The sequence below is a fragment of the Streptomyces sp. NPDC031379 genome (assembly GCF_055569615.1).
On the sequence record NZ_JBVIIT010000051.1, the window covers coordinates 1 to 17,743 of the forward strand.

The window sequence follows — 17,743 nt, forward strand, 5'->3', positions numbered from 1 at the left end:
TCCGCAAGTCCGGCGAACACAACCGCCGGAAGATCGTCTAGGGCAGACGTCAAGCATCACCCGACGCCAACCCGTCAACCATCAACTGAGACTCGACATCGCACTTTCAGAGGCGGGTTTCTGAGCAAACCCAGTTGGCGCGTCGTCATACGGTCAATTCGCAGGAATGACACGCCTGTGACCGCCGCTTCGTGATCACTGACGCCTGCTGTTCCTGGTCCTGGTGCATCCCGCCCCTGTCTGCACCCCACTCCAGCGGCCCCACCGGAACGGAATCCACTGGCCCCACCAAGTGTTCGACTGCGGGCCTGGTGGGTGGCCGGTGCACAAGCGCAGCCAGCGAGAAGAGGCCGTCCGGGGCAAGGTGGAACGGGCGGCTGTCCGTTCGTGAGGGGGGTCAAGTCTCGCCGGTGCCCTGGGGCCGACGAACGCCGTTCAAGACACCGCCCCCGTCGCTGTGATCACGAGCGGGTCAGGGTGCAGGCACTAGTCTGCGGGTGCGGGTCCGGGCTCCGCCGGTCCGGCCCCGCTACCTCGCGCAGGTCAGTGCCGGTAGCCGGTGGCCAGATACTCGCCGTTCACCCAACCGCGGAGCCGGTGGCCAAAACTTCCGTGGCGGCCGGACACCACCTCGCCGAACGCCCACCACACGTCATCAGAACCGACACCCCAGCACTCGGCATAGAAGTCGGTATTCTTCGCCAGCACGACCAGGGAACGGTGGCCGGTGCCACGGCCGGCCCGCAGATGTACGGCCTCGGTGGTGTGCAACTGTACGGGCGCGCCGTCGGTGTTGCAGGCCTTCGGCCTGGCCGTGACCGCCGCGTGCGCCTGCTGAGTCAGGAGGGCTGCCGCCAGGGGCGCGCGACGGTGTTTGGCTCATCCACGCGCACCCGACGGGCCGGTGCCCACCTCACCGGCCCGTCGGTCAACCTCTCCTGATCCGCCGCCGCTGCGCCCCAGGCGCCAAAACAGCCAGCAGGAATCGACACGCCCCCGTCTAGTCCACGGAGTACGCCTTCTCCCCCACCAGGAAGGGGGCGTCCGTCGGGCCCTTGATGTAGGGGCCGCGCCAGATCAGGCGGTGCTCCTGGGCGCTGGGGTACCACTGGCGGACCTTGTGCATGCGGACGGTCCACCTGTGGTGGTACACCCTGCTACTCCCGTCGTTCTCATCGGTCGAACGCTGAGCGGGCACCTGGTGGGCGAGGCGGATGACGCGCACCTCGCGGACCGTCGGCAGCGCCTCAGGCCGGCCCTGGGGTCCGTCCTTGTCGGGTTCCCGCGGTTCGTCGAGGACTGTCACGCCCTGGGCGGCCAGGCGCCAGAACGCGAACGCATAGCGGGCCGCGAAGTCGTCGTAGGTGTCTTTGATCCGCCCGCCGTCCCACTGGCCTTCTTCCGGTGGCAGCGCGTTGTGGTCGGCGATCTGGTTCAGGAAGGTGTTGAGCTGGCGGTGCTCTGCGGAGAGTTCGGCGTGCCGCTCGCTGCTCTCGGCGGCGAGAGCGCCATCGGCTCGTAGCCCGTAGATCCCGTCCGGGACGAGCGGAGGGAGCGGGGATCCGGTGGCGCGAGCCTTGGCGACTGCCAGGCGCCAGGATTCCGGCTGTACGGGGCCGTCGCGGTCCATGAAGCACGTGAGCTGGACCCCGGGGTACTGGGCGTCGGGTAGGACCTGTTCCTGGGTGACGAATTGCCAACCGAAGGCGCCGATGTCGGAGAGGGAGCCGCCTCGGTTCTCTACGACCACCGGCTCCGGCAGCACCAGCAGCCCCGCCGGCATGGGGATGTCCCTGTCCTTGTCGAGGGTGGCAACGTCGGAGGGCTCCAAAGTGGCGGCCGCGGCCATGACGGCGGCGTGCGCGGCCGGCGAGATGACGAGGACCTCGGCGCTGTCGAGGAGCTGGAGGACCTGTCGGATCTGCCACTGGGCCGCCTCGACGGGGCCGGGCGGCCACGGTCGCCGCATCCCTTGCTTGCCGAGTGTCATCGCGAACGCCAGATCTTCGCGGTGCTGTTCCGGCACAGTGCTGTGATGGAGCGCGGTGCGCAGCTCCATCATCCGATTGCTCACGTTCGACGCCATCATCGTGCGCATCACCACGTTGTCCTGCAGGAGCTGTCGGCTGTCAGCTCGTTGCCGGTGTGCTGCGCGGGCCGCTTTGGTGGCGCTCCACCTCGTCGAGGTGTCCCGGCTGCGCTGCTTCTTACCGCGGCTGGCCTTACCCACGTTCGTCCCCCTCCTGATCGCCCCGCCAGGAGCTACCCGAGGCCACCTGCCGGGACACCGGCCGGAACCAGACAGAAGCCAGGCCAGCCAGGACCAGGCTGGCTGCTACCCACCCCGGCTGCATCCCCAATAGCCGGCGCTTGTTGGGCGTTCCTCGATTCCTAACTTGCTGTCCGCCGGCAGAACTCGCAGGCATTTCCGATCACCGGTCAGCGCCGTGCGATCATCGGCGCTGATGGGGCGGGGGTCGAGCATCAGCAGTTGGCCCTGAACCGCACGGCCAGCCCCTCTACTACCCATCCTCCTCTTCAGGACCAAGATCGACCTCCATAAGCAGGCGTTTCATTGCCGCCCCTCCATCGGGCCGTTCGAGCAGCACGCGAACCAAGTGGGCGGCTTCGGCGGCGTCCTCCAGCAGGCGCATGGAGTGCCGGAGCGCGGTGGCGACGGCTGGATCTGTGACCAGGAGCTGCTGCACCGCTCCCATCGAGTCCTCGAACAGCTCGCGCTCCACACGGTCAGGCGGGTATGGCAGCTCCCCGGCCTCTTCGCGTGGTGCCGCCGTCCCGCTGAAAACGTGCGTGACAGCCTCGGCGAGACCGTGCCGCAGGCTATGGGCGTCCATGGTGACCCGGCTGAGGTATCGCACCAGATCGTTAGGATCCGCGCAGCTCTCGCCCTGTGCAACACGTGCCTGCCGGTACTCGAAAGACGATTCGCTCATGCCGCACATCGTTGCCGACTCCGCCACCGTCGCCGTCCCGGGCTGTATCACCGGCCATCGCAAGATCCAGGTCGGACGACAAAGCCCGGGACCGGTCCACCCCCACGGCGGGCGCGGCGGCTACGGCGAGAGCAGCCTGACCGCCCGGCTGTAGGGCGGGGCGGCAAGGCGGTGCCGGTCGGCTATTTCAGGAGTTGTGCTGGGTCGATGGTCATCGGGAAGGGTTCAGTGATCTCGGTGGCCTGGCCGGCGGTCAGGCTGAGATCGGTGTAGCCGCTGGCGCGGTGCCGGGTGCCGCAGTACAAGCGGGGGGCGGGTTCCAGTTCCAGGCGCCAGTAGTGGGGGATGCCGGCCGTTGCGTACAGGGCGGGCTTCATCTTGCGGTCGGTGACGCGGGTGGAGGGCGAGGCGATCTCGACGACCAGGACGACGTCGTGCGCGTCGATGCTCAGGCCCGCGGCCGCGGCGGCGTCGGCGTCGGCGTCGGCGTCGGCGATGTCGGGGATGAGCAGCCCGTCCGGGACGACCATGTTCACTGCTTCGAGGACCTCTAGGTGCTGCCCAGCGCGGTCGGCGGCGTCCTGGAGGAGATCGGCCAGGCGCCGTGAGGCCCGCTGGTGGGCAACCCCAGGGCTGGGACTCATCACCAGCGAGCCCCCCACCAGCTCGATCCGGTTTCCGGCATCCTCGGGCAGGACCAGGACCTCGCTAACCGTCCACGGCCCCACGTGACCTTCGGCAGCAACGCTCACCTGTCCCTCCTGGCAGCCGCTTTCGGCTGTGTGTGGTGATTCCAGTCTGCCGTGCCGGGCGGGCGAATGTCTGCCCGGCACGGCAGAGCTGTGGCTTCCGCCTTGCGCAGGCTGCGGAAACCGGGACGGCCTCGGCCGCCCATGGCTCGAGGCCCATGGACCCGGTTGCGCGATGCTCAGGGTGATTCGCCAGAGTGACGGGTCTCTCCGGTGGTACCGCGCGCCGTCGTGGCAGTGCCGTCGCCGTCGCGGTGGCAGTGCCACCGCGGTCGGCCGCGGCTCCCTCAGGAGAGGCTGGTCGGTCTGCGCGGCGGTGGGACCGCGCGGAGCAGGTCCCACAGGGGGCGTGAGCCGGACGCCCACGCGCCGAGGGTTTGGCGGTCGACCACATGCAGGCGCTGCTGGTCGGCGAAGGCCAGAGCGGGTTTGGTGACGCGGCCGTTGGTCACGATGACGGCGACGTCAGCGCCGTGGACCTGTCGTGCGGTGCCGTTGAGGATCTGCAGGTCGGGTGTGCCGACCGCGGAGCCGGCCAGGCCGTTGCGGCGGTGTTTGCACTGGATGACCCAGCGTCGGCCGTAGGGGTCGGTGGCTTTCACGTCCGCGCCCAGGTCCCCGCTGCCGCCGACACGGACCGCGTCCGGGCAGCCGTCGCGGCGCATCAGATCCCGCACCGCGTCCTCGAACCGGGCATGGTGCAAGACGTCCAAGTCGGCCAGTCCGTAGCGCAGGCCCTGCGTGCGCACCGCCTCCCACCGCGCCTGCTGCTGCCTCCAGTACAGCCACCCGCCACCAGCCAGGACCGCGAGCACGCCGATGGCGAGCAGGATCCACCAGTGCGCCAGCAGCCAGTTGACGACCGTCACCACCACGGCGAAAGCCACCACCACAACCACCAGCAGACCGACCAGCCGGTCGTCGGAACGCCGCCAGGAGGTCCTGCGGGTACGGCGCCGCCCCGGCGGCCGGCGGGGCGGCGCCGACCTGCCCTTGCGCGGGCGGCGGGTCACCGGCTGGCCTGCGTGATGCCGCCCGCCAACTGCTCCATAAAGTGCAAAAGGCCCTGACCGGCCGGGGTCGGGGCGATCAAAATGCCCAGCGCCAAGACGATGACCACGGTCATCTTCTCGTCCGCGCGGCTGCGAGCCTCCGTACGGCGCCGCAGCCGGAAGAACACGATGACTGCGAGCAGAAGCGCCACGTTGATGGTCAGCAACCGTCCAGACCTCCCCCACCGACCCGGCCATCGCCGCACAGGGCAGCATTAACGCCACCCCAGCCTTCTTGTGTAGCGGCGCCCCGGTGATGGTGGAGGCGGGTTGCCGGCGAATGGCACAAACCCATCGGACCTGGCCGAATACCGTGTGACGGGTCACCAGATGATGTGCGACCGCGTAAGCGTGACCACCTTGACCGGTGGTCGTTGCTAGGGCGGTGGGCTGTGTGACGCGCCTGCGATCCGGCTTCCTTCGCCCGTGCCGAAGGAAGCGCTCCTCGGATCCGAACACGCTCCGCGGGAGTCATTTCACGTGCACGCTGTCTTCTCCCGGCGTGCCAGGCACGGGTGCGCACGCCGGAGAGGATCGTGTCGTGTCCGAACCCCGACAGGCAGCCAAGAACGAAGCGCGCCGCCTTCAGCAGGAGACGGGCCACAGCTACCAGTCCGCGCTTCAGCATCTGCGTCGGCAGCGTCTGGAGCACGGCGAGGCTGCTGAAGTGGATGAGCGGGCTGTCGCCCGTCAGCCGATCCCCGACGAGCTGCCGCTCCTCGCCGCCCACCACATCGACGTGATGTGCGACTACTTCCACCAGGTCCCCTCTCACCGCTACTACGCGCCCAACTACGGGGACTGGTGCCGCATCGCGCTGTACAAGCTCACCGGCACCCTGGAGCACCTGCACCTGCTGATCGGCACGATCGCGGCGCACATGCGGCACAACCACCTGGCCGCCCAACGCATCTGCTACTACCTGCAGGTTCCCTCGCAGGAGAAAGCCGACGCCTTCATCACACCGGCAGCAGTACGCCACCTCGCCGGGCTACTGGGCCAGCCCAGCACACAAACAGCAGAACACCCATTCGACATCCATCACCGCATCGGGCAGGGCATCGCCGAACGCAGCGCCTTCGCCTTCCCCGAGCGCGAAGCAACCCTGGAAGCGTTCCTCGCCGCCATCTACGACTCCTATCCCTACGACCCCAGCGCCCTCGACGAACGACCGGAGCCCATCCGCACCTGCGCGGCGAAAGCCACCGAACTCAGCCTCGTACCCGTCCAGGAACCACACGACGACTGAGACAGCTGGCCGGCGCGGAGGAAACCTCCGGTCCGCGCGAGGTCTTCCGGCCGGCCCTAGCCGGCCCGAAGACCTGCGGGCCGGAAGGCGCCCGCGGTGCCACCCCGGTACACGCCCTACGACCAGTCAGCGCCGGCAGCCGGTGGCACGTGCTCACCGCTCACCAGTAAAGAGCGCGCCTGCTGCGCCCTGTATCGCGCAGTGATGCGCGAACACAACATCTGCGGCACCCGCTGTCCGGTGTGGGGCGTCACCGAGGGATGATCAGATCGGTGAGCTGCCCGGCAGTGGGCATCCGGCCGCGGTTGAAGACGACCGCGACGAACAGCACCACTACCGGCAGCAAGGGGACGAGTGCAGCTTCGGGCAGTCCGAGGACGGCCGCACAAGCCATGACCAGCACGACCACGAGCCCCACTGTGAGCATCCGCAATCGCTCCCTGGGCGCGGCAGGCTCCACGCCGTCGAGTTGATCTGCGTCGAGAAGGTCATTGATGCGGCCTTCGGCGTAGCGTTCGGCGATCGTCATCAGCATGACGATGAGGTCTTCGAGGGCGCGGCCCGGCTCGGAGTCCTGACGCGCTTCGGCCTTGCGTAGCGCGCCCACCACCAGTGCTGCGTGTGCTTTGAACTGGCGCTCGTTGTGGCGTCTGGCTCTGTCGCGGCGGGTGCGGTGGGCCTTCCAGATGGCTTGTTCCACCGGTTGCATGGAAACGCGGGGGATCTGGCAGTCGGGCTGGGTTTCCTCCCAGCGACGGAGAACCGTGGCGCACTGGGCCGCGACCGTCAGTAGTGCGACGACAGGCCAAGCGCCGGTACTCCGTGCGCGCATTCGGTTGGTCCGGGTACCCCGGCAGGGCCTCCAGGTCAAAGGGGGCATGCGTCGCAGCGCTGCCAGGACTGGTCAGGTTGACGCGCTTGATGAGCAGCACTTCGGCAACCACGATCAGGGCGACGATGAGGAGAAACTCAGTCTTTGGGATCGCGCTGAAGCCCCAGTGACGCACCGATATCGGCACAGCCACCATGCGGCTGAGCACCCCCTGCACAAAGCCAGGGTGCGGCCCTGGGTCCGCACTCAGCCGCAGATGCCGCCAGTCGGCCATGTTGTCGACGTTCCCCACGACGAACAGCAGTAGGGCAAACCAGAGTGTCTTGATCGGCATGGCCAGGGGCAGAGCGCGCCACCACCGCACGACATGCACAGGGGCCAGTCCGTGGCCGTCAACCCGATCTCGTATTCGAGGCGGCAGCAGCAGTATCTGCGTCAGGAGCGGAGCGGCTCGGCGTACCCCTACAACGGCGCGCAGTCGCTCGAAGCGCTCTGCAGATCGCGACGCCCAGCGTCGAACCGGTCCGGGAACAATGAACAGAAGGAGCACGACCAGGGCGATCCACGGGATGCCCGCGAAGAGATATCCGGCTAATACGTCGCCAGTCTCACGTATCCCGCCTGCAGAGAGGCCCGGAACGCGATAGGCCGGCGGCAGGGGCGCTCCAGCCCGGCTCGCTGATGTCCACCGCGGTCTGGCGTGAGTTTTGGTCCGAGGCCTCTGAAGCCCGCCGCCCTGCCGGGTGTCAGCGCCGCCACGTCTCGCGCCGCGTCGACCTCCCGCTTCACGTTCGTCAGGCACCCCGGGCGGGGCGCTGCTTGCGGGTGGAGCGGCTGCCGTCACCTTGCCTCGTCTGCTCGCTGCTCGCGCAGGTCGGGGTGTCCGGGGCCAGCGTGCATGAAGGCGGCTCGAACTACCGCCCTGAGTGGAGGCCATGCGAATTCACATGACAGTTGCGAGCCAGCTCCACGATCATTGGCCGATGACCACGAGACCGGACCTTCTCAGTCTGAGCATCGCGTGCCCTCCACCCGACGAGGGCGTCGTGGAGGTCCGCCCGATCGTCAATGGCCGGGATCTTCTGGCCGAGATGGTCCCCGGTGGCGTGGGAGGCTCCGGGTACCTGGGAGTAGGCCCCAGGGATCTGCTGGGCCAGGACGGGCCGTTGCATGCCACGGCGACGCCCCACGAGGTTCGTCTCGCTTGGTCCGGGTGCGGCGTGGAGGAGTGCTGTGGCGCGCTGTACATGACGGTCACGCGTCACGGGGATCATGTTGTCTGGTCGGGCTGGCGCGACCTGGCCAATCAGGACTTCGACCTGCCGAAGCTTCGGTTCACCGCAGGTCAGTACGAGGCCGAGGTCCTGCGAGCCGGAGAGGACCGCAGTTGGGAGTGGCCGGCAGGAGCGGTTGCGCGGCTGCTTGAGGCGGGGCTGAGGGGACGCGGAGACTGGCTCGTCAGGTGGGACTGCGAGTTGGAAGGCGTCTGGGCCTCCCGTAGGGAACCCGATCGAATCCACGTCGTCCTGAGGTATCCCCGTAACCGGGCCGATGCAGATCTGACCTGGCTCCAGTTCGGGATGACCCTCCCGATCTCCGCCGACGCCCCATCGGTCCAAGCCGAGCGCCTTGAAGCGCGGCTGACCGCAGGCGATCCTCGTGCCACCGCCGAGGTCTGGGGAGGTTCGCATGATGCCGAGCAACTGGGCTACCCATGGCCGCCGGTCGACCCGCTGTTCATGTGAACGGCAGGGAGAGGCGGGGTTGGGCCTTCCCCTGCCGTTGGGCATCCACTCGCAACCGCCATCCCCATGGGGAAGCGTGACCGTGCGGGTGGGGAATTACGTGACGCTGACCATGTAGATCGTGGGAAGCGTGACCGCTGACAGCGTCAGGAGCGGAGCGGCTCGGCGTACCCCTACAACGGCGCGCAGTCGCTCGAAGCGCTCCGCAGATCGCGACGCCCAGCGTCGAACCGGTCCGGGAAGACTCGAGCGCAGTTCCTGGCCCATCTGGGTCCGGGCGGCTCCGGTTTGTGGGAGTGCGGTGCGTACGTCGCCGGGAGCCGACCCGGCTTCTCCACCTCTGCGATCCCACCCTGCTGGCCCCGTTCATCAACTCCCCTGTCGTCACCCCGAACACGCGCGCTGGCGCCGCGGCATCGAAGCCGCCCCGGACGACGAAGGGTTCTCATCCGTTCGGGTGAGCAGCAGGGATCGGAACAGCTACGCCTCAAGGTACTTACAACAGCTAACACAATGAGCTGAGTTGTCGGTGGGCGATCAGGCAGCAGGCAAGTTTGAGGAACGCTTCGTGGATGTCGGCTCGGCGTTCCCAGCGGATCCGCAGGCGTCGGAAGCCGCGCAGCCACGCGAAGCTTCTTTCGATCACCCAGCGGTAGGTGCCCAGTCCGGTGCCGTGCGGTGTCCCGCGGCGGGCGATGGCGGGCACAATGCCGCGTTCGCGAACCCGGTCGCGGTAGATGTCATGGTCGTAGCCGCGGTCGGCGAAGAGGGAGTCGGGTCTGCGGCGCGGGTGGCCGACTCGGCCGCGGACCGGTGGAATCGCGTCGCGCAGGGGCAGGAGCTGGGTGACATCGTTGCGGTTACCGCCGGTCAGTAGGACGCCGAGCGGGGTGCCGTGCCCATCGGTGATGAGGTGATGTTTCGAGCCTGCCCGGCCCCGGTCGACCGGCGAGGGACCCGTGTGGCTCCCCCTTTTAGCGCTCTGACGTGGGAGGAGTCGACCACGCATCGGGACCAGTCCAGGCGCGAGGCCGCGTTGAGTTCGGCGAGCAGCACCTCGTGGAGCCGCTGCCAGACGCCGGCCTCGTTCCAGTCCCGCAGGCGCCGCCAGCACGTCATACCTGAGCCGAAGCCCAGTTCCTTCGGCAGGTACTCCCACTGGACGCCGGTGTGACAGCACGTACAGGATTCCGCACAGCACCTCGCGGTCCGGGAGTGGTTTGCGGCCCGGATATCGGAAGCGCCGCTCCTTCCTCGGTAGCAGCGGTTCGATCCGCTGCCACAGTTCATCCGACACGACCCACGGAGGCGCCCTCATGACCTGACCAACCGATGACGGTCGGGCTGGGACACGATGATCGGTTCGGATACCGTCCGAGCGAGCAGACTTCTCCAGGGGGATGGGATGAACGCAGAAACCGTCACCGCGGTGTGCGCGGTCGTGATCGCCGTCGCGTCGCTGGTCGTCTCGGTCTACCAGACGCACGCCATGCGGCAACACAACCGCCACGCGGTGCGCCCGATACTCCAGCTGCACCGCGGCTGGCCGCCGGGAGGCAGAGCGGGGATCCGGCTCATCAACTCCGGACTCGGGCCGGCTGTCATCGTCGGCAGCACGCTCACCGTCGACGACGAAGTACTCGGCGCCTGGAACGCACCCAGTGTCGACCACGTCCGAGACCGCCTGTCGGTGCGCCCATCCGCTGTGACCTTCAACCAAGGAGAGGTCATCGCCACCGACTACGAGCAGTACTTGTTGAGTGTGGCGAGCTACGACCCGCAGAACCACGCCGAAGTCGAGGACCTGATCAACCGGCGGCTCACGCTCAAGATCCGCTACGAGTCCCTCTATGGCGGAGAGAACTACACAGCCGTTATAGGTCCAATCCGTTAACAGGGGCGCTCCGCACCGCGCCGCCGATCATTCTGTTAGAGCTTGTAAGACGTCGTTTCAGTTGGTGAGGTTGCGGCGATGCCGACGAAGGCGAGGAAGTGTTCGGCCTCGCGTTCATAGCGGCGGTGTAGGCGTCGGCATCCGACCAGCCAGGACACTGTCCTCTCCACGACTCAGCGGTGGCGGCCCAGCTGCTCGGAGGACCCGATTCCCTTGCGGGCGATGCGATGACGGATGCATCGCTTGCGGAGCCATCGGCGGAGGTGGTCGTAGTCGTATCCCTTGTCAGGATGCGACCCAGATACGCAAACAAAGTTCGCTTGCACCATCACTCGTTCGGGCGCTCTCCGCGGTGGCATTTCGTGATTACGATTGATCGCGTGTACTGCGATGAGGGAGGTTTATTCGTTATGCCCGCCACTCCGAATGCCCTCGAAGGCGCGAAGATCACTAACCCGGCCAACCCGATTCCCCAGGGCGCTGCCGAAGCCATGGACCAGGCAGGCGAAGCCTGGCGCGCAAGCAGAAGGCACTCATTCGAGATCGCCAGGACGATGAGGCCCACCGAAGTCGAGCGCAGCGACAACGCTGCGCTGCTGGCCACATCGGCCAAGGCCGATCTCAACTCGGTGGTCGCCCGCCGCAAGGACCGAAACGGGTCGCGCCGCAAACGGCTGGACGAACTCGCCGCCGCCGAGCCGGCCGCCGTGAACGGGCTGGTTCCGCCGGTGAACTTCCAGCCCGTCCCGGTGGCCAAGGACCACAGCTTCTGGTTCGCCGAGACGCGAAGCTACACCGAGGACGTGTACACGTCCTCGAACGATCCGGATGGAGTCCGCTTCCGGGGCAAGAAGACCTACGACGACGGCGACCTGACTAAGATCGCGTTCGGGGCGGTGTTCCGTTACGGCATCAGCCCTGATCGGATCCCGCACTCAGATTTCCGGCAGTGGCGTTCCAATCCGCACGTCGACATCCGTGGCAGCATCCTCGGCTTCACCTCCGCAGGCTTCTTCCCCGACGGGGACTTTTGGAGCAAGTGCTGGATGGTGAAGAAGCAGACTCTCTTTCAGCCCACCTTTGCCCCGCCCGGGGTATCGCCCTGGGTCAAGATCGATGAGTCGACCGAAGTCAAAGAGCTGGTCTTCATCGAAGATTGGGGCAAGACCAAGGAGGTCCCCTTCTCCGGATTTGAGCCGATGCCGGAATGCCTGACCCGGCCCTTCGTCCTGAACACCGCCTCCGAGGTCTGGGCCGAACTGGAGGTTCGGTTTGAGATCCAACTCGAAGGCGTGGGAGGGCTCTGGATCATGGGCGAGTCCCTGATCGTCCAAGGTGACCAGTGGCCTTTCGAGGGCCTGAGTTGAAGTCGTCCAGAGTCGCCGCAAGACATTCGCGGTCACGCGCCTGCCGCCGCCCGCCGCCCTGCGGACGTAGGACCTTCCTCGGCGGAACCACCCGCCGACCGGTTCTCGATCTGGTAAAAGGGGCGAACTTAGAGCGTGTCCTATGTGGTGAGGCGGACGAGTCGCTTGTAGCAGCAGAGGGCGGCGGCGAGGCCGAGGAAGGCCAGGTAGTTGCGGGGATTCCGTTCGTATCGGGGGCTGAGTCTGCGGTAGCCGGACAGCCAAGCCATCGTGCGCTCGATCACCCACCTGCGGCGGCCCAATCGTTCGCTCGACTCGATGCCTTTGCGTGCGATCCGGACTTCGATGCGCTTGCCGCGTAACCATTTCCGCAGGTCGGCACGGTCGTAGGCTTTGTCCGCATGCAGGCGCTGAGGCTTGAAGTACCGGCCCCGGTGAGGGTCGTGTCTCGTTTGGTGACCCTCGATCATGGGTTTCAGTCCTTCGCTGTCATGGGTGTTGCCGGCCGAAACGCCGACGAGAAGGGGCAGTCCGTTCGCGTCCGACAGGATGTGCATCTTGGAACCCGGCTTGCCGCGGTCCACGGGGCTCGGACCTGTGTGTCCGCCCCTTTTTTGGCCCTGACGTGGGCGGTGTCGAGGACGACGCGGGTGACATCGACGAGGCCGGCGTCGTCGAGCCGGTGTAGCACGGCTTCGTGCAGGCGGCCCCAGACGCCGGCCCGGGACCAGATCAGGAATCGGCGATGCGCCGTCGACTTCGATATCCCGAAGCAGGGCGGTAGCGACCGCCAGGCGCAGCCGCTGACCAGGACGTAGACGATGGCCGCGAACAGCGTCTCATCAGGCGTGTCCTGCGTCCCTCCACCCTGAGGCCGCACTCTCGACGGGGGGATCAGCGGCTTCGCGATCTCCCACAGCCCGTCGGGAACAATCCAACTCCAGGTACCCCGCCCCCATGCCCGGACCAACGACGCCTCACCACATAGGACACGCTCTAAGACGACATTTCACTGAGCGTTTTCAGCGTGGCCACTGATCGGGTGAGGCCGAGGTGAAGACCGCAACGGACAAGGCCCCCGTGTCGTTGAGGGAGGTGTTCGAAGTCTCAACCCACCGGCACAGGAGCCCTGTTGGTTCCCTATCCTGCCGTACTCGCCCTGCCGCACGCCCTGGTCGAGTGGGTCACGATCCTCATCGTCACCCGTGAGGGCGACCGGCGGTGCAAACTCCACCGCACCAGCGAGCGCTCGTCGCTCTGGTGTACCTGCGCCGCCACGACACGACACCCTCGCCCGGATCGCGGCCGGCTTCGGGATATCCGTCGGCACCGCCCACGCGTACGTGACCGCCGTGACCGGCCTGCTCGCCGACCGGGCACCGGGCCTGCTCAAGACTCTGCGCGAGCACGATCCGGAGTTTGTCCTGCTGGACGGGACCCTCGCCGAGTGCGACCGCGTCGGCGACAGCCGGGCCGACTACTCAGCCAAGCATCGCCGGCACGGAGTGAACATCCAGGTCGTCACCGACCCCGCCGGAGAGGTGCTGTGGATCTCGCCCGCGCTGCCGGGCCGCACCCACGACCTGACCGCCGCCCGCACCCACCGCATCATCCGGATCTGCGAACGCCAGGGCGTCCCGATCCTCGTCGACCGCGCCTACCAGGGCGCCGGCCCCTGTTACCACCGGCCTCAAACGCCCGCCCCGCGGCGAACTCACCCTCACCCAGCGCACCGTCAACCGTGGCCTCGCCCCGGCGCGGGCACCGGTCGAACGCGGCATTGCACGGCTGAAGGCCTGGCAGATCTTCCGCAGAGCCCGTATCAGCCCCAACCGCATGACTGCCATCACCAAAGCCGTGCTCACCCTGGAGCGGCAGCGCTGAAAACGCGCACTGCCAGCTTTTGTGATCGTAATGCCTGATGGAAGCCATTTCGACGTCTGCCCTCAGGCCGTGCGTGTGCGCGTCCGGAGTCACGGCACGGACCCTGTCCCCCAGCATCGTGTCGCTTTGAAGGGACAGCGCGGTGGCTGCGCTGGAGTCTCCTTGTGCAGCAGTGTGTCTCTTTCGACTTGCGATGGTACCTGTCCGCAGCGACACGCCCTTACAGCTGGTGACCTTGCCAAGTCAGCGCGTGCTAGGAGCGGTAGCTGACAAAGTCGGTTACAGGGCGAAAGCCGAGGCGCTGGTAGATCGCGTTGCTGGTGGCGTTGGCGAGGTCCGTGAAGAGGAGCACATTGGCCGCGCCGCCGACGAGGGCGGCTTGTGCCACGGCGGCGGTGACCGCGCTCCCGTATCCGCGCCCACGAAGGTGGATCGGCGTGTAGACGGGTGCTATCCGGACTTGGCCAGCGATGAGGCGTGAGGAGCCAGCCATGGCGACGGGCTCGCCTTCGTCGTTCTGCCATAGGGTGACTCCGCCGTAGGCGAGGCGTCCGTCCGCCCAGACGCCGAAATCGCGCCCGTCGGGCTCGCCGATCGCAGTGGCGTACTCCTGGGCCCAGTGCATGAGCAGAGATCGGTCCCCCCGATCAGCTACCCGCGCCCGGCCTGCGGGCATCGGAGCAGGGGCAGTCAGAGTGCCCAGGCTGTAGAGACGTTCGCGGCGGTGCTCCACGACGGTGTCTCCGGTGCGCTGTCGCCAGGCGGTCACGATCGCCTCGACGCTCTCGCGATCACCGGAAAAGCCGTGCGGGTTTACTCCTTCGTCCGCAAGGCGAGCGGCCAAAGCCGTGGCCGCGGACTCGGACAACGGTGAGACGACCAACCCGTGCTGCTGCGTGAATACAAACGCAGCCAGCGGCTGACCGTCTTCAGCGAGTATGCCGAAGAACGGTGCTCCGGGGCCGGGCGGCACCGGTCCTGCTTGATGAAGTGCGTTAGTCACTGTCAGTAGCACCGTGTGCAGTGCCGGCCGCGAACGGAGGAATGTCTCTGTGCGGCCGAGGAAGGCCTCCAGATCTCGGCTGACGTGCCAGGTTTCGAAAGTTGCCATAGCCCATCATGGCGCGTTGCGTCAGGGCGTTCCGCCCGCGCACGGTCGGCGTTCGCGTTCCTGACCCCGCGGCCCTCGCACGGGCTTACTGGGTACCGTTGACGCAGACTGCTTCAGCTCTCAGGGTGAGGGTCTGGTTGCTTTCGTTGGTGCCACGGACGTTCCAGGAGTCCGGAGGTCCGCCCGGAAACGAGAGAGCATACGACTCCTCGGTCCGGAAGCCGGATCCACCGAAGACGACGGGGCCTCCACCCGTGACGATCTTTCCCTCAGGGCAGATCACCAGCGGGGAAGTGCGGGTCTCGCCCGGAGGGATTTCCACGGATTCGCCGATAACCCTCTGAGCACCTGTCACGCTCCCCGCTCCGTTCGCCGGGGTCGTCGCCTGGGCGTTCTGGGCGCAGCTCATGTTCTGGGTGCCGGTGTTGATGTTGCCAATTCCTCCGACCTGCCCCATCGGGTAGCAGACCTGGATGAGCGGCGAGTTACCCAGCAGCGAGAGGAGCCCCCCGTCGCCTTCAGCCTGGGCGCCTCCGGCGCTGATGAGCAGCGCCGCCGTCGCAGCGGCGCTGATCGTGGCAAACCGTCTGGTGAGCTTCACTCGACCGACCTTTCGTACCTGGTGCCGAAGCCTGCGCAATCAACGGACAGCATGGCGACGGCGGTCGTCCAATGGACGCTGGGCGCACTGCGACATTCGCTCTTTCCCCCGAACGGTGCCAGCCGGTCACCCCAGCTCGCAGCCCGGCGTCACACGGCCGACGTTCAGGAACCGGTACTGAGCTTGTTCCTTAACCTCGGGCCCGGTCGAGTGGTCACTCTTTTGAGTGATTGCAGGGTATGAGGGCGGCCCTCCTCGTGATCCTGAACTCTGCGACGAGATCCAGGGGTTCACAAGGAAGGTTGCGAAGATGAGTGTGCTGCAACGGGCCGGCGAACGGGATGTGTTCGCCGAGCTGTCACGCTTTCGGACGGCCTTTCACGGGTGTCTGTCCGCGCGAGCGGACGCGTTCTTCGAACTGACCGACGCGCTGCTGTGCGCGGACGGCCCGACACGGACGCCGGTGGAGTTGTCGCTGCTCGCCGAGCACCAGCGCGGCTATGGCTCGCTGTACGGGGCTTTGAACCACGGCCGTCTCGAGCCGATGCCCTGCGTGACCTGCTGATATCGCTGCCTCTGCCACGGTTCGGCGGGCGGATCGTACTCTCCGTGGACGTCTCCCCGTGGCTGCGCTCGGACGCGGCCTGCTCGCCGGAGCGGTTGTTCTGCCACGTGCACGGCCGCTCCAAAGCAGCTGCGCAGATCATCCCGGGCTGGCCGTACTCGTTCGTCGTCGCGCTGACTGCGGACCGCACCTCGTGGACCGCGGTGCTGGACGCGGTTCGTCTCGGGCCCGAGGACGATGCGATCGCAGTGACCGCCCACCAGCTCAGGCAGGTCGTGGAACGTCTGGTCCGTGCGGGCCAGTGGCAGCACGGAGACCGAGACGTGCTGGTGGTGATGGACGCCATGCGCCTGGCCTGGCTCCTGTCCGACTTGCCCGTCGAGCTGGTCGGACGCCTGCGCTCCGACCGTGTGGGTCGGCGCAGCCGGCGGATCTGCTCGGCCAGCTCCCGATCGCCGGCCGCGCGCGGCCTTGGCACGCTCATCTCTGGCAGCGGTGAAGACACTCGGGGCCAGGGCGTAGAACTCATCGGCGACAGCGTCCAGATCCATCGTTGCCTCCCAGCCCTCACCTCCCTGCGTGACGATTTTGCCACTTAGATCCCCCATAGATGGGTGTGGAGGTGAGCGGGCGGCTTGGGGAGCCGGGAGGGTCCGGAGGCCTCGTGCCGTTCACGTCGTCGCCCGCGGGCCCGCCATCACGAGGCAGTTTCGGCCGGCCCCGGCGGTGTCAAGCCCCGAAAACCCGGAGCATGACCGGGTGGGGGTGGCTCCGGCCTACTGGAACCGAGGCCGACGCCAGATGGGCGCCCTTCACTACCAGCGGGAGACACCCATGACTCGCAAGATCCGCAACAGCTCCGTCCGCCTGAGGATCGCGACGATCGCGGCGGCGGCCGCGGCGGTCACGGGAGGCGTTGTCCTCCCCGCCACCACGGCGATGGCGGCCCCGACGACCGAGGTATCCACCGCCTTGGTCGAAGAAGACAGCGCGCCGCTGGAGCCGGTGGACCCCCCGCTAGGCCCCTTCCCGGCGGACCCGCCCCCAGTACAGCCCGATCCTCCGCTGGACATCCCCGAAAAGGCCCCGCCGAACCCCTACGAAGAGCCGGAGGGCCCCCCGGCGGAGCCCGAGCAGCCGGACGAGCCCGTGGACCCCGGCACCATCGCCTGAGAGCGACGGCGGCGGTGAGCCCGGGTCCGGTACCCGGTCCTCGGCACCCTTTCCCGATCCCGGTGTGGGGCATGTGCGGCGTGTGCCGGGACCGGGAAGCCCGGCGCCGGGCCGATCTGCGCCTCCGGACGAGCCAGGACTGCGGCACCGTCTTCCAGAGCCCCTTGCCGGCCAGGAGCTGCAGCGACGGGATTCGACGCCCCCGATCCCGGGGGCGCCGTGTGGGAAGAGATCGTCGAAGTGTCCCTGCACTCGGCCTCCGGAGAGCTGATGGTGCGCAGCCTGATGGACGACCTGGACGAGGAACTGCCGGCCCTGTCCTACGCCGGAGCCGGCGCCTACCGGCTCCGCATCCATGCCCGCGGCCGCGACACCGCCACCGACCTCGCCCCACCGAAGTCACCGAGCACTACCTCATCCAGGCATGGCCGGCACCCGCCCAGGACGCGAGAGTGCTGCGTCAGACGGACAGCTACGGAGCCAGTGTCCGAACAGGCTGACCACCGGCCCCTGCCGATGCCCGGACACCTGCCCTCAACGACAGCGCCCCCCGGCACCGGCCCTTGA

General features: G+C 67.5%; 17 protein-coding genes and 4 pseudogenes. 8 read left to right on the plus strand and 13 right to left on the minus strand.

Translation table 11 applies throughout. From position 1 onward, the window contains the following. Positions 1-543: 543 nt before the first annotated feature. The 3 genes from ACZ5CW_RS40585 to ACZ5CW_RS40595 all read right to left on the minus strand — a co-directional run bounded on the left by ACZ5CW_RS40585 (position 544) and on the right by ACZ5CW_RS40595 (position 2,954). Positions 544-771, minus strand: a complete 228-nt coding sequence (locus ACZ5CW_RS40585) for an SH3 domain-containing protein (protein ID WP_468610753.1) — start codon at positions 769-771, stop codon at positions 544-546. A gap of 229 nt (positions 772-1,000) precedes the next feature. Further along, positions 1,001-2,230 carry a hypothetical protein gene (locus tag ACZ5CW_RS40590; RefSeq protein ID WP_468610755.1) on the minus strand — a complete coding sequence of 410 codons (1,230 nt, stop codon included), beginning with the start codon at positions 2,228-2,230 and terminating at the stop codon, positions 1,001-1,003. A 292-nt stretch (positions 2,231-2,522) separates the two neighbouring features. After that, positions 2,523-2,954, minus strand: a complete 432-nt coding sequence (locus ACZ5CW_RS40595) for a hypothetical protein (protein ID WP_468610757.1) — start codon at positions 2,952-2,954, stop codon at positions 2,523-2,525. Here ACZ5CW_RS40595 and ACZ5CW_RS40600 point away from each other — a divergent pair. After that, positions 2,953-3,108: a hypothetical protein gene (locus tag ACZ5CW_RS40600; protein WP_468610759.1), complete on the plus strand. Its 156-nt coding sequence runs from the start codon at positions 2,953-2,955 to the stop codon at positions 3,106-3,108. The two genes, ACZ5CW_RS40595 and ACZ5CW_RS40600, sit on opposite strands and share 2 nt — an antisense overlap. A 28-nt stretch (positions 3,109-3,136) precedes the next feature. Here ACZ5CW_RS40600 and ACZ5CW_RS40605 read toward each other — a convergent pair whose 3' ends face one another. The 3 genes from ACZ5CW_RS40605 to ACZ5CW_RS40615 form a co-directional block, all read right to left on the minus strand. Next, positions 3,137-3,706, minus strand: coding sequence for a Uma2 family endonuclease (locus ACZ5CW_RS40605; protein ID WP_468610761.1), 570 nt, complete (start codon positions 3,704-3,706; stop codon positions 3,137-3,139). Between the two features lie 284 nt (positions 3,707-3,990). After that, positions 3,991-4,716, minus strand: coding sequence for a restriction endonuclease (locus ACZ5CW_RS40610; RefSeq protein ID WP_468610762.1), 726 nt, complete (start codon positions 4,714-4,716; stop codon positions 3,991-3,993). Then, on the minus strand, positions 4,713-4,922 hold the full coding sequence (locus ACZ5CW_RS40615) for a hypothetical protein (RefSeq protein ID WP_468610764.1): 210 nt from the start codon (positions 4,920-4,922) through the stop codon (positions 4,713-4,715). Before ACZ5CW_RS40615 ends, ACZ5CW_RS40610 begins: the two co-directional genes overlap by 4 nt. Before the next feature lie 374 nt (positions 4,923-5,296). Here ACZ5CW_RS40615 and ACZ5CW_RS40620 point away from each other — a divergent pair, with 374 nt between their 5' ends. Then, positions 5,297-6,004: a hypothetical protein gene (locus tag ACZ5CW_RS40620; RefSeq protein ID WP_468610766.1), complete on the plus strand. Its 708-nt coding sequence runs from the start codon at positions 5,297-5,299 to the stop codon at positions 6,002-6,004. A gap of 250 nt (positions 6,005-6,254) precedes the next feature. Here the strand turns inward: ACZ5CW_RS40620 and ACZ5CW_RS40625 are convergent, their stop codons facing one another. Beyond that, positions 6,255-6,704 (minus strand): hypothetical protein, encoded by a 450-nt coding sequence (locus tag ACZ5CW_RS40625; protein WP_468610768.1) that lies wholly within the window; start codon positions 6,702-6,704, stop codon positions 6,255-6,257. 1,115 nt (positions 6,705-7,819) lie between these two features. Between ACZ5CW_RS40625 and ACZ5CW_RS40630 the strand changes: the two genes are divergently transcribed. Then, the gene (locus ACZ5CW_RS40630) at positions 7,820-8,581 is read left to right on the plus strand and encodes a hypothetical protein (protein WP_468610770.1); all 762 of its coding nucleotides are present in this window, start codon (positions 7,820-7,822) and stop codon (positions 8,579-8,581) included. Positions 8,582-9,086: 505 nt separating this feature from the next. On the opposite strand, the gene ACZ5CW_RS40635 is transcribed toward ACZ5CW_RS40630, so the two are convergent. Together ACZ5CW_RS40635 and ACZ5CW_RS40640 are read right to left on the minus strand one after the other, a co-directional pair. Next, on the minus strand, positions 9,087-9,590 hold the full coding sequence (locus ACZ5CW_RS40635; protein WP_468610784.1) for an IS5 family transposase: 504 nt from the start codon (positions 9,588-9,590) through the stop codon (positions 9,087-9,089). Between the two features lie 219 nt (positions 9,591-9,809). Further along, a pseudogene (locus ACZ5CW_RS40640) lies at positions 9,810-9,899 on the minus strand (IS5/IS1182 family transposase); the annotation flags it as partial. An 87-nt stretch (positions 9,900-9,986) separates the two neighbouring features. Between ACZ5CW_RS40640 and ACZ5CW_RS40645 the strand changes: the two are divergent. Further along, on the plus strand, positions 9,987-10,475 hold the full coding sequence (locus ACZ5CW_RS40645) for a hypothetical protein (RefSeq protein WP_468610772.1): 489 nt from the start codon (positions 9,987-9,989) through the stop codon (positions 10,473-10,475). Positions 10,476-10,510: 35 nt separating this feature from the next. Here ACZ5CW_RS40645 and ACZ5CW_RS40650 read toward each other — a convergent pair. Further along, positions 10,511-10,846, minus strand: a pseudogene (locus tag ACZ5CW_RS40650) (hypothetical protein); the annotation flags it as partial. A gap of 39 nt (positions 10,847-10,885) precedes the next feature. Between ACZ5CW_RS40650 and ACZ5CW_RS40655 the strand changes: the two are divergent. After that, positions 10,886-11,842, plus strand: coding sequence for a hypothetical protein (locus ACZ5CW_RS40655; protein WP_468610774.1), 957 nt, complete (start codon positions 10,886-10,888; stop codon positions 11,840-11,842). Positions 11,843-11,982: 140 nt separating this feature from the next. On the opposite strand, the gene ACZ5CW_RS40660 is transcribed toward ACZ5CW_RS40655, so the two are convergent. After that, a protein-coding gene (locus tag ACZ5CW_RS40660) for an IS5 family transposase (RefSeq protein WP_468610776.1) occupies positions 11,983-12,812 on the minus strand; the annotation gives its coding sequence in 2 pieces (ribosomal slippage) (positions 11,983-12,446 and positions 12,446-12,812; 831 coding nt in all). Positions 12,813-12,974: 162 nt separating this feature from the next. On the opposite strand from ACZ5CW_RS40660, the pseudogene ACZ5CW_RS40665 reads away from it, so the two are divergent. Then, positions 12,975-13,726: pseudogene (locus ACZ5CW_RS40665) on the plus strand (transposase). 253 nt (positions 13,727-13,979) lie between these two features. On the opposite strand, the gene ACZ5CW_RS40670 reads toward ACZ5CW_RS40665, so the two are convergent. Together ACZ5CW_RS40670 and ACZ5CW_RS40675 are read right to left on the minus strand one after the other, a co-directional pair. After that, complete coding sequence (locus tag ACZ5CW_RS40670) at positions 13,980-14,837, minus strand: GNAT family N-acetyltransferase (RefSeq protein WP_468610778.1); 858 nt, start codon at positions 14,835-14,837, stop codon at positions 13,980-13,982. A gap of 85 nt (positions 14,838-14,922) precedes the next feature. Further along, complete coding sequence (locus ACZ5CW_RS40675; protein WP_468610780.1) at positions 14,923-15,438, minus strand: hypothetical protein; 516 nt, start codon at positions 15,436-15,438, stop codon at positions 14,923-14,925. A gap of 310 nt (positions 15,439-15,748) precedes the next feature. Between ACZ5CW_RS40675 and ACZ5CW_RS40680 the strand changes: the two are divergent. Both ACZ5CW_RS40680 and ACZ5CW_RS40685 read left to right on the plus strand, forming a co-directional pair. Next, positions 15,749-16,425 (plus strand): annotated as a pseudogene (locus ACZ5CW_RS40680) (transposase); the annotation flags it as partial. A gap of 412 nt (positions 16,426-16,837) precedes the next feature. After that, the gene (locus tag ACZ5CW_RS40685; protein ID WP_468610782.1) at positions 16,838-17,176 is read left to right on the plus strand and encodes a hypothetical protein; all 339 of its coding nucleotides are present in this window, start codon (positions 16,838-16,840) and stop codon (positions 17,174-17,176) included. The last annotated feature ends 567 nt before the right edge of the window (positions 17,177-17,743 follow it).

Coding starts and splice junctions, on each gene's coding strand:
- ACZ5CW_RS40600 (WP_468610759.1), top strand. CDS start 2,953: ATGCCGCACATCGTTGCCGACTCCGCCACCGTCGCCGTCCCGGGCTGT.
- ACZ5CW_RS40595 (WP_468610757.1), bottom strand. CDS start 2,954: ATGAGCGAATCGTCTTTCGAGTACCGGCAGGCACGTGTTGCACAGGGC.
- ACZ5CW_RS40630 (WP_468610770.1), top strand. CDS start 7,820: ATGACCACGAGACCGGACCTTCTCAGTCTGAGCATCGCGTGCCCTCCA.
- ACZ5CW_RS40635 (WP_468610784.1), bottom strand. CDS start 9,590: ATGCGTGGTCGACTCCTCCCACGTCAGAGCGCTAAAAGGGGGAGCCAC.
- ACZ5CW_RS40645 (WP_468610772.1), top strand. CDS start 9,987: ATGAACGCAGAAACCGTCACCGCGGTGTGCGCGGTCGTGATCGCCGTC.
- ACZ5CW_RS40655 (WP_468610774.1), top strand. CDS start 10,886: ATGCCCGCCACTCCGAATGCCCTCGAAGGCGCGAAGATCACTAACCCG.
- ACZ5CW_RS40670 (WP_468610778.1), bottom strand. CDS start 14,837: ATGGCAACTTTCGAAACCTGGCACGTCAGCCGAGATCTGGAGGCCTTC.
- ACZ5CW_RS40685 (WP_468610782.1), top strand. CDS start 16,838: ATGACTCGCAAGATCCGCAACAGCTCCGTCCGCCTGAGGATCGCGACG.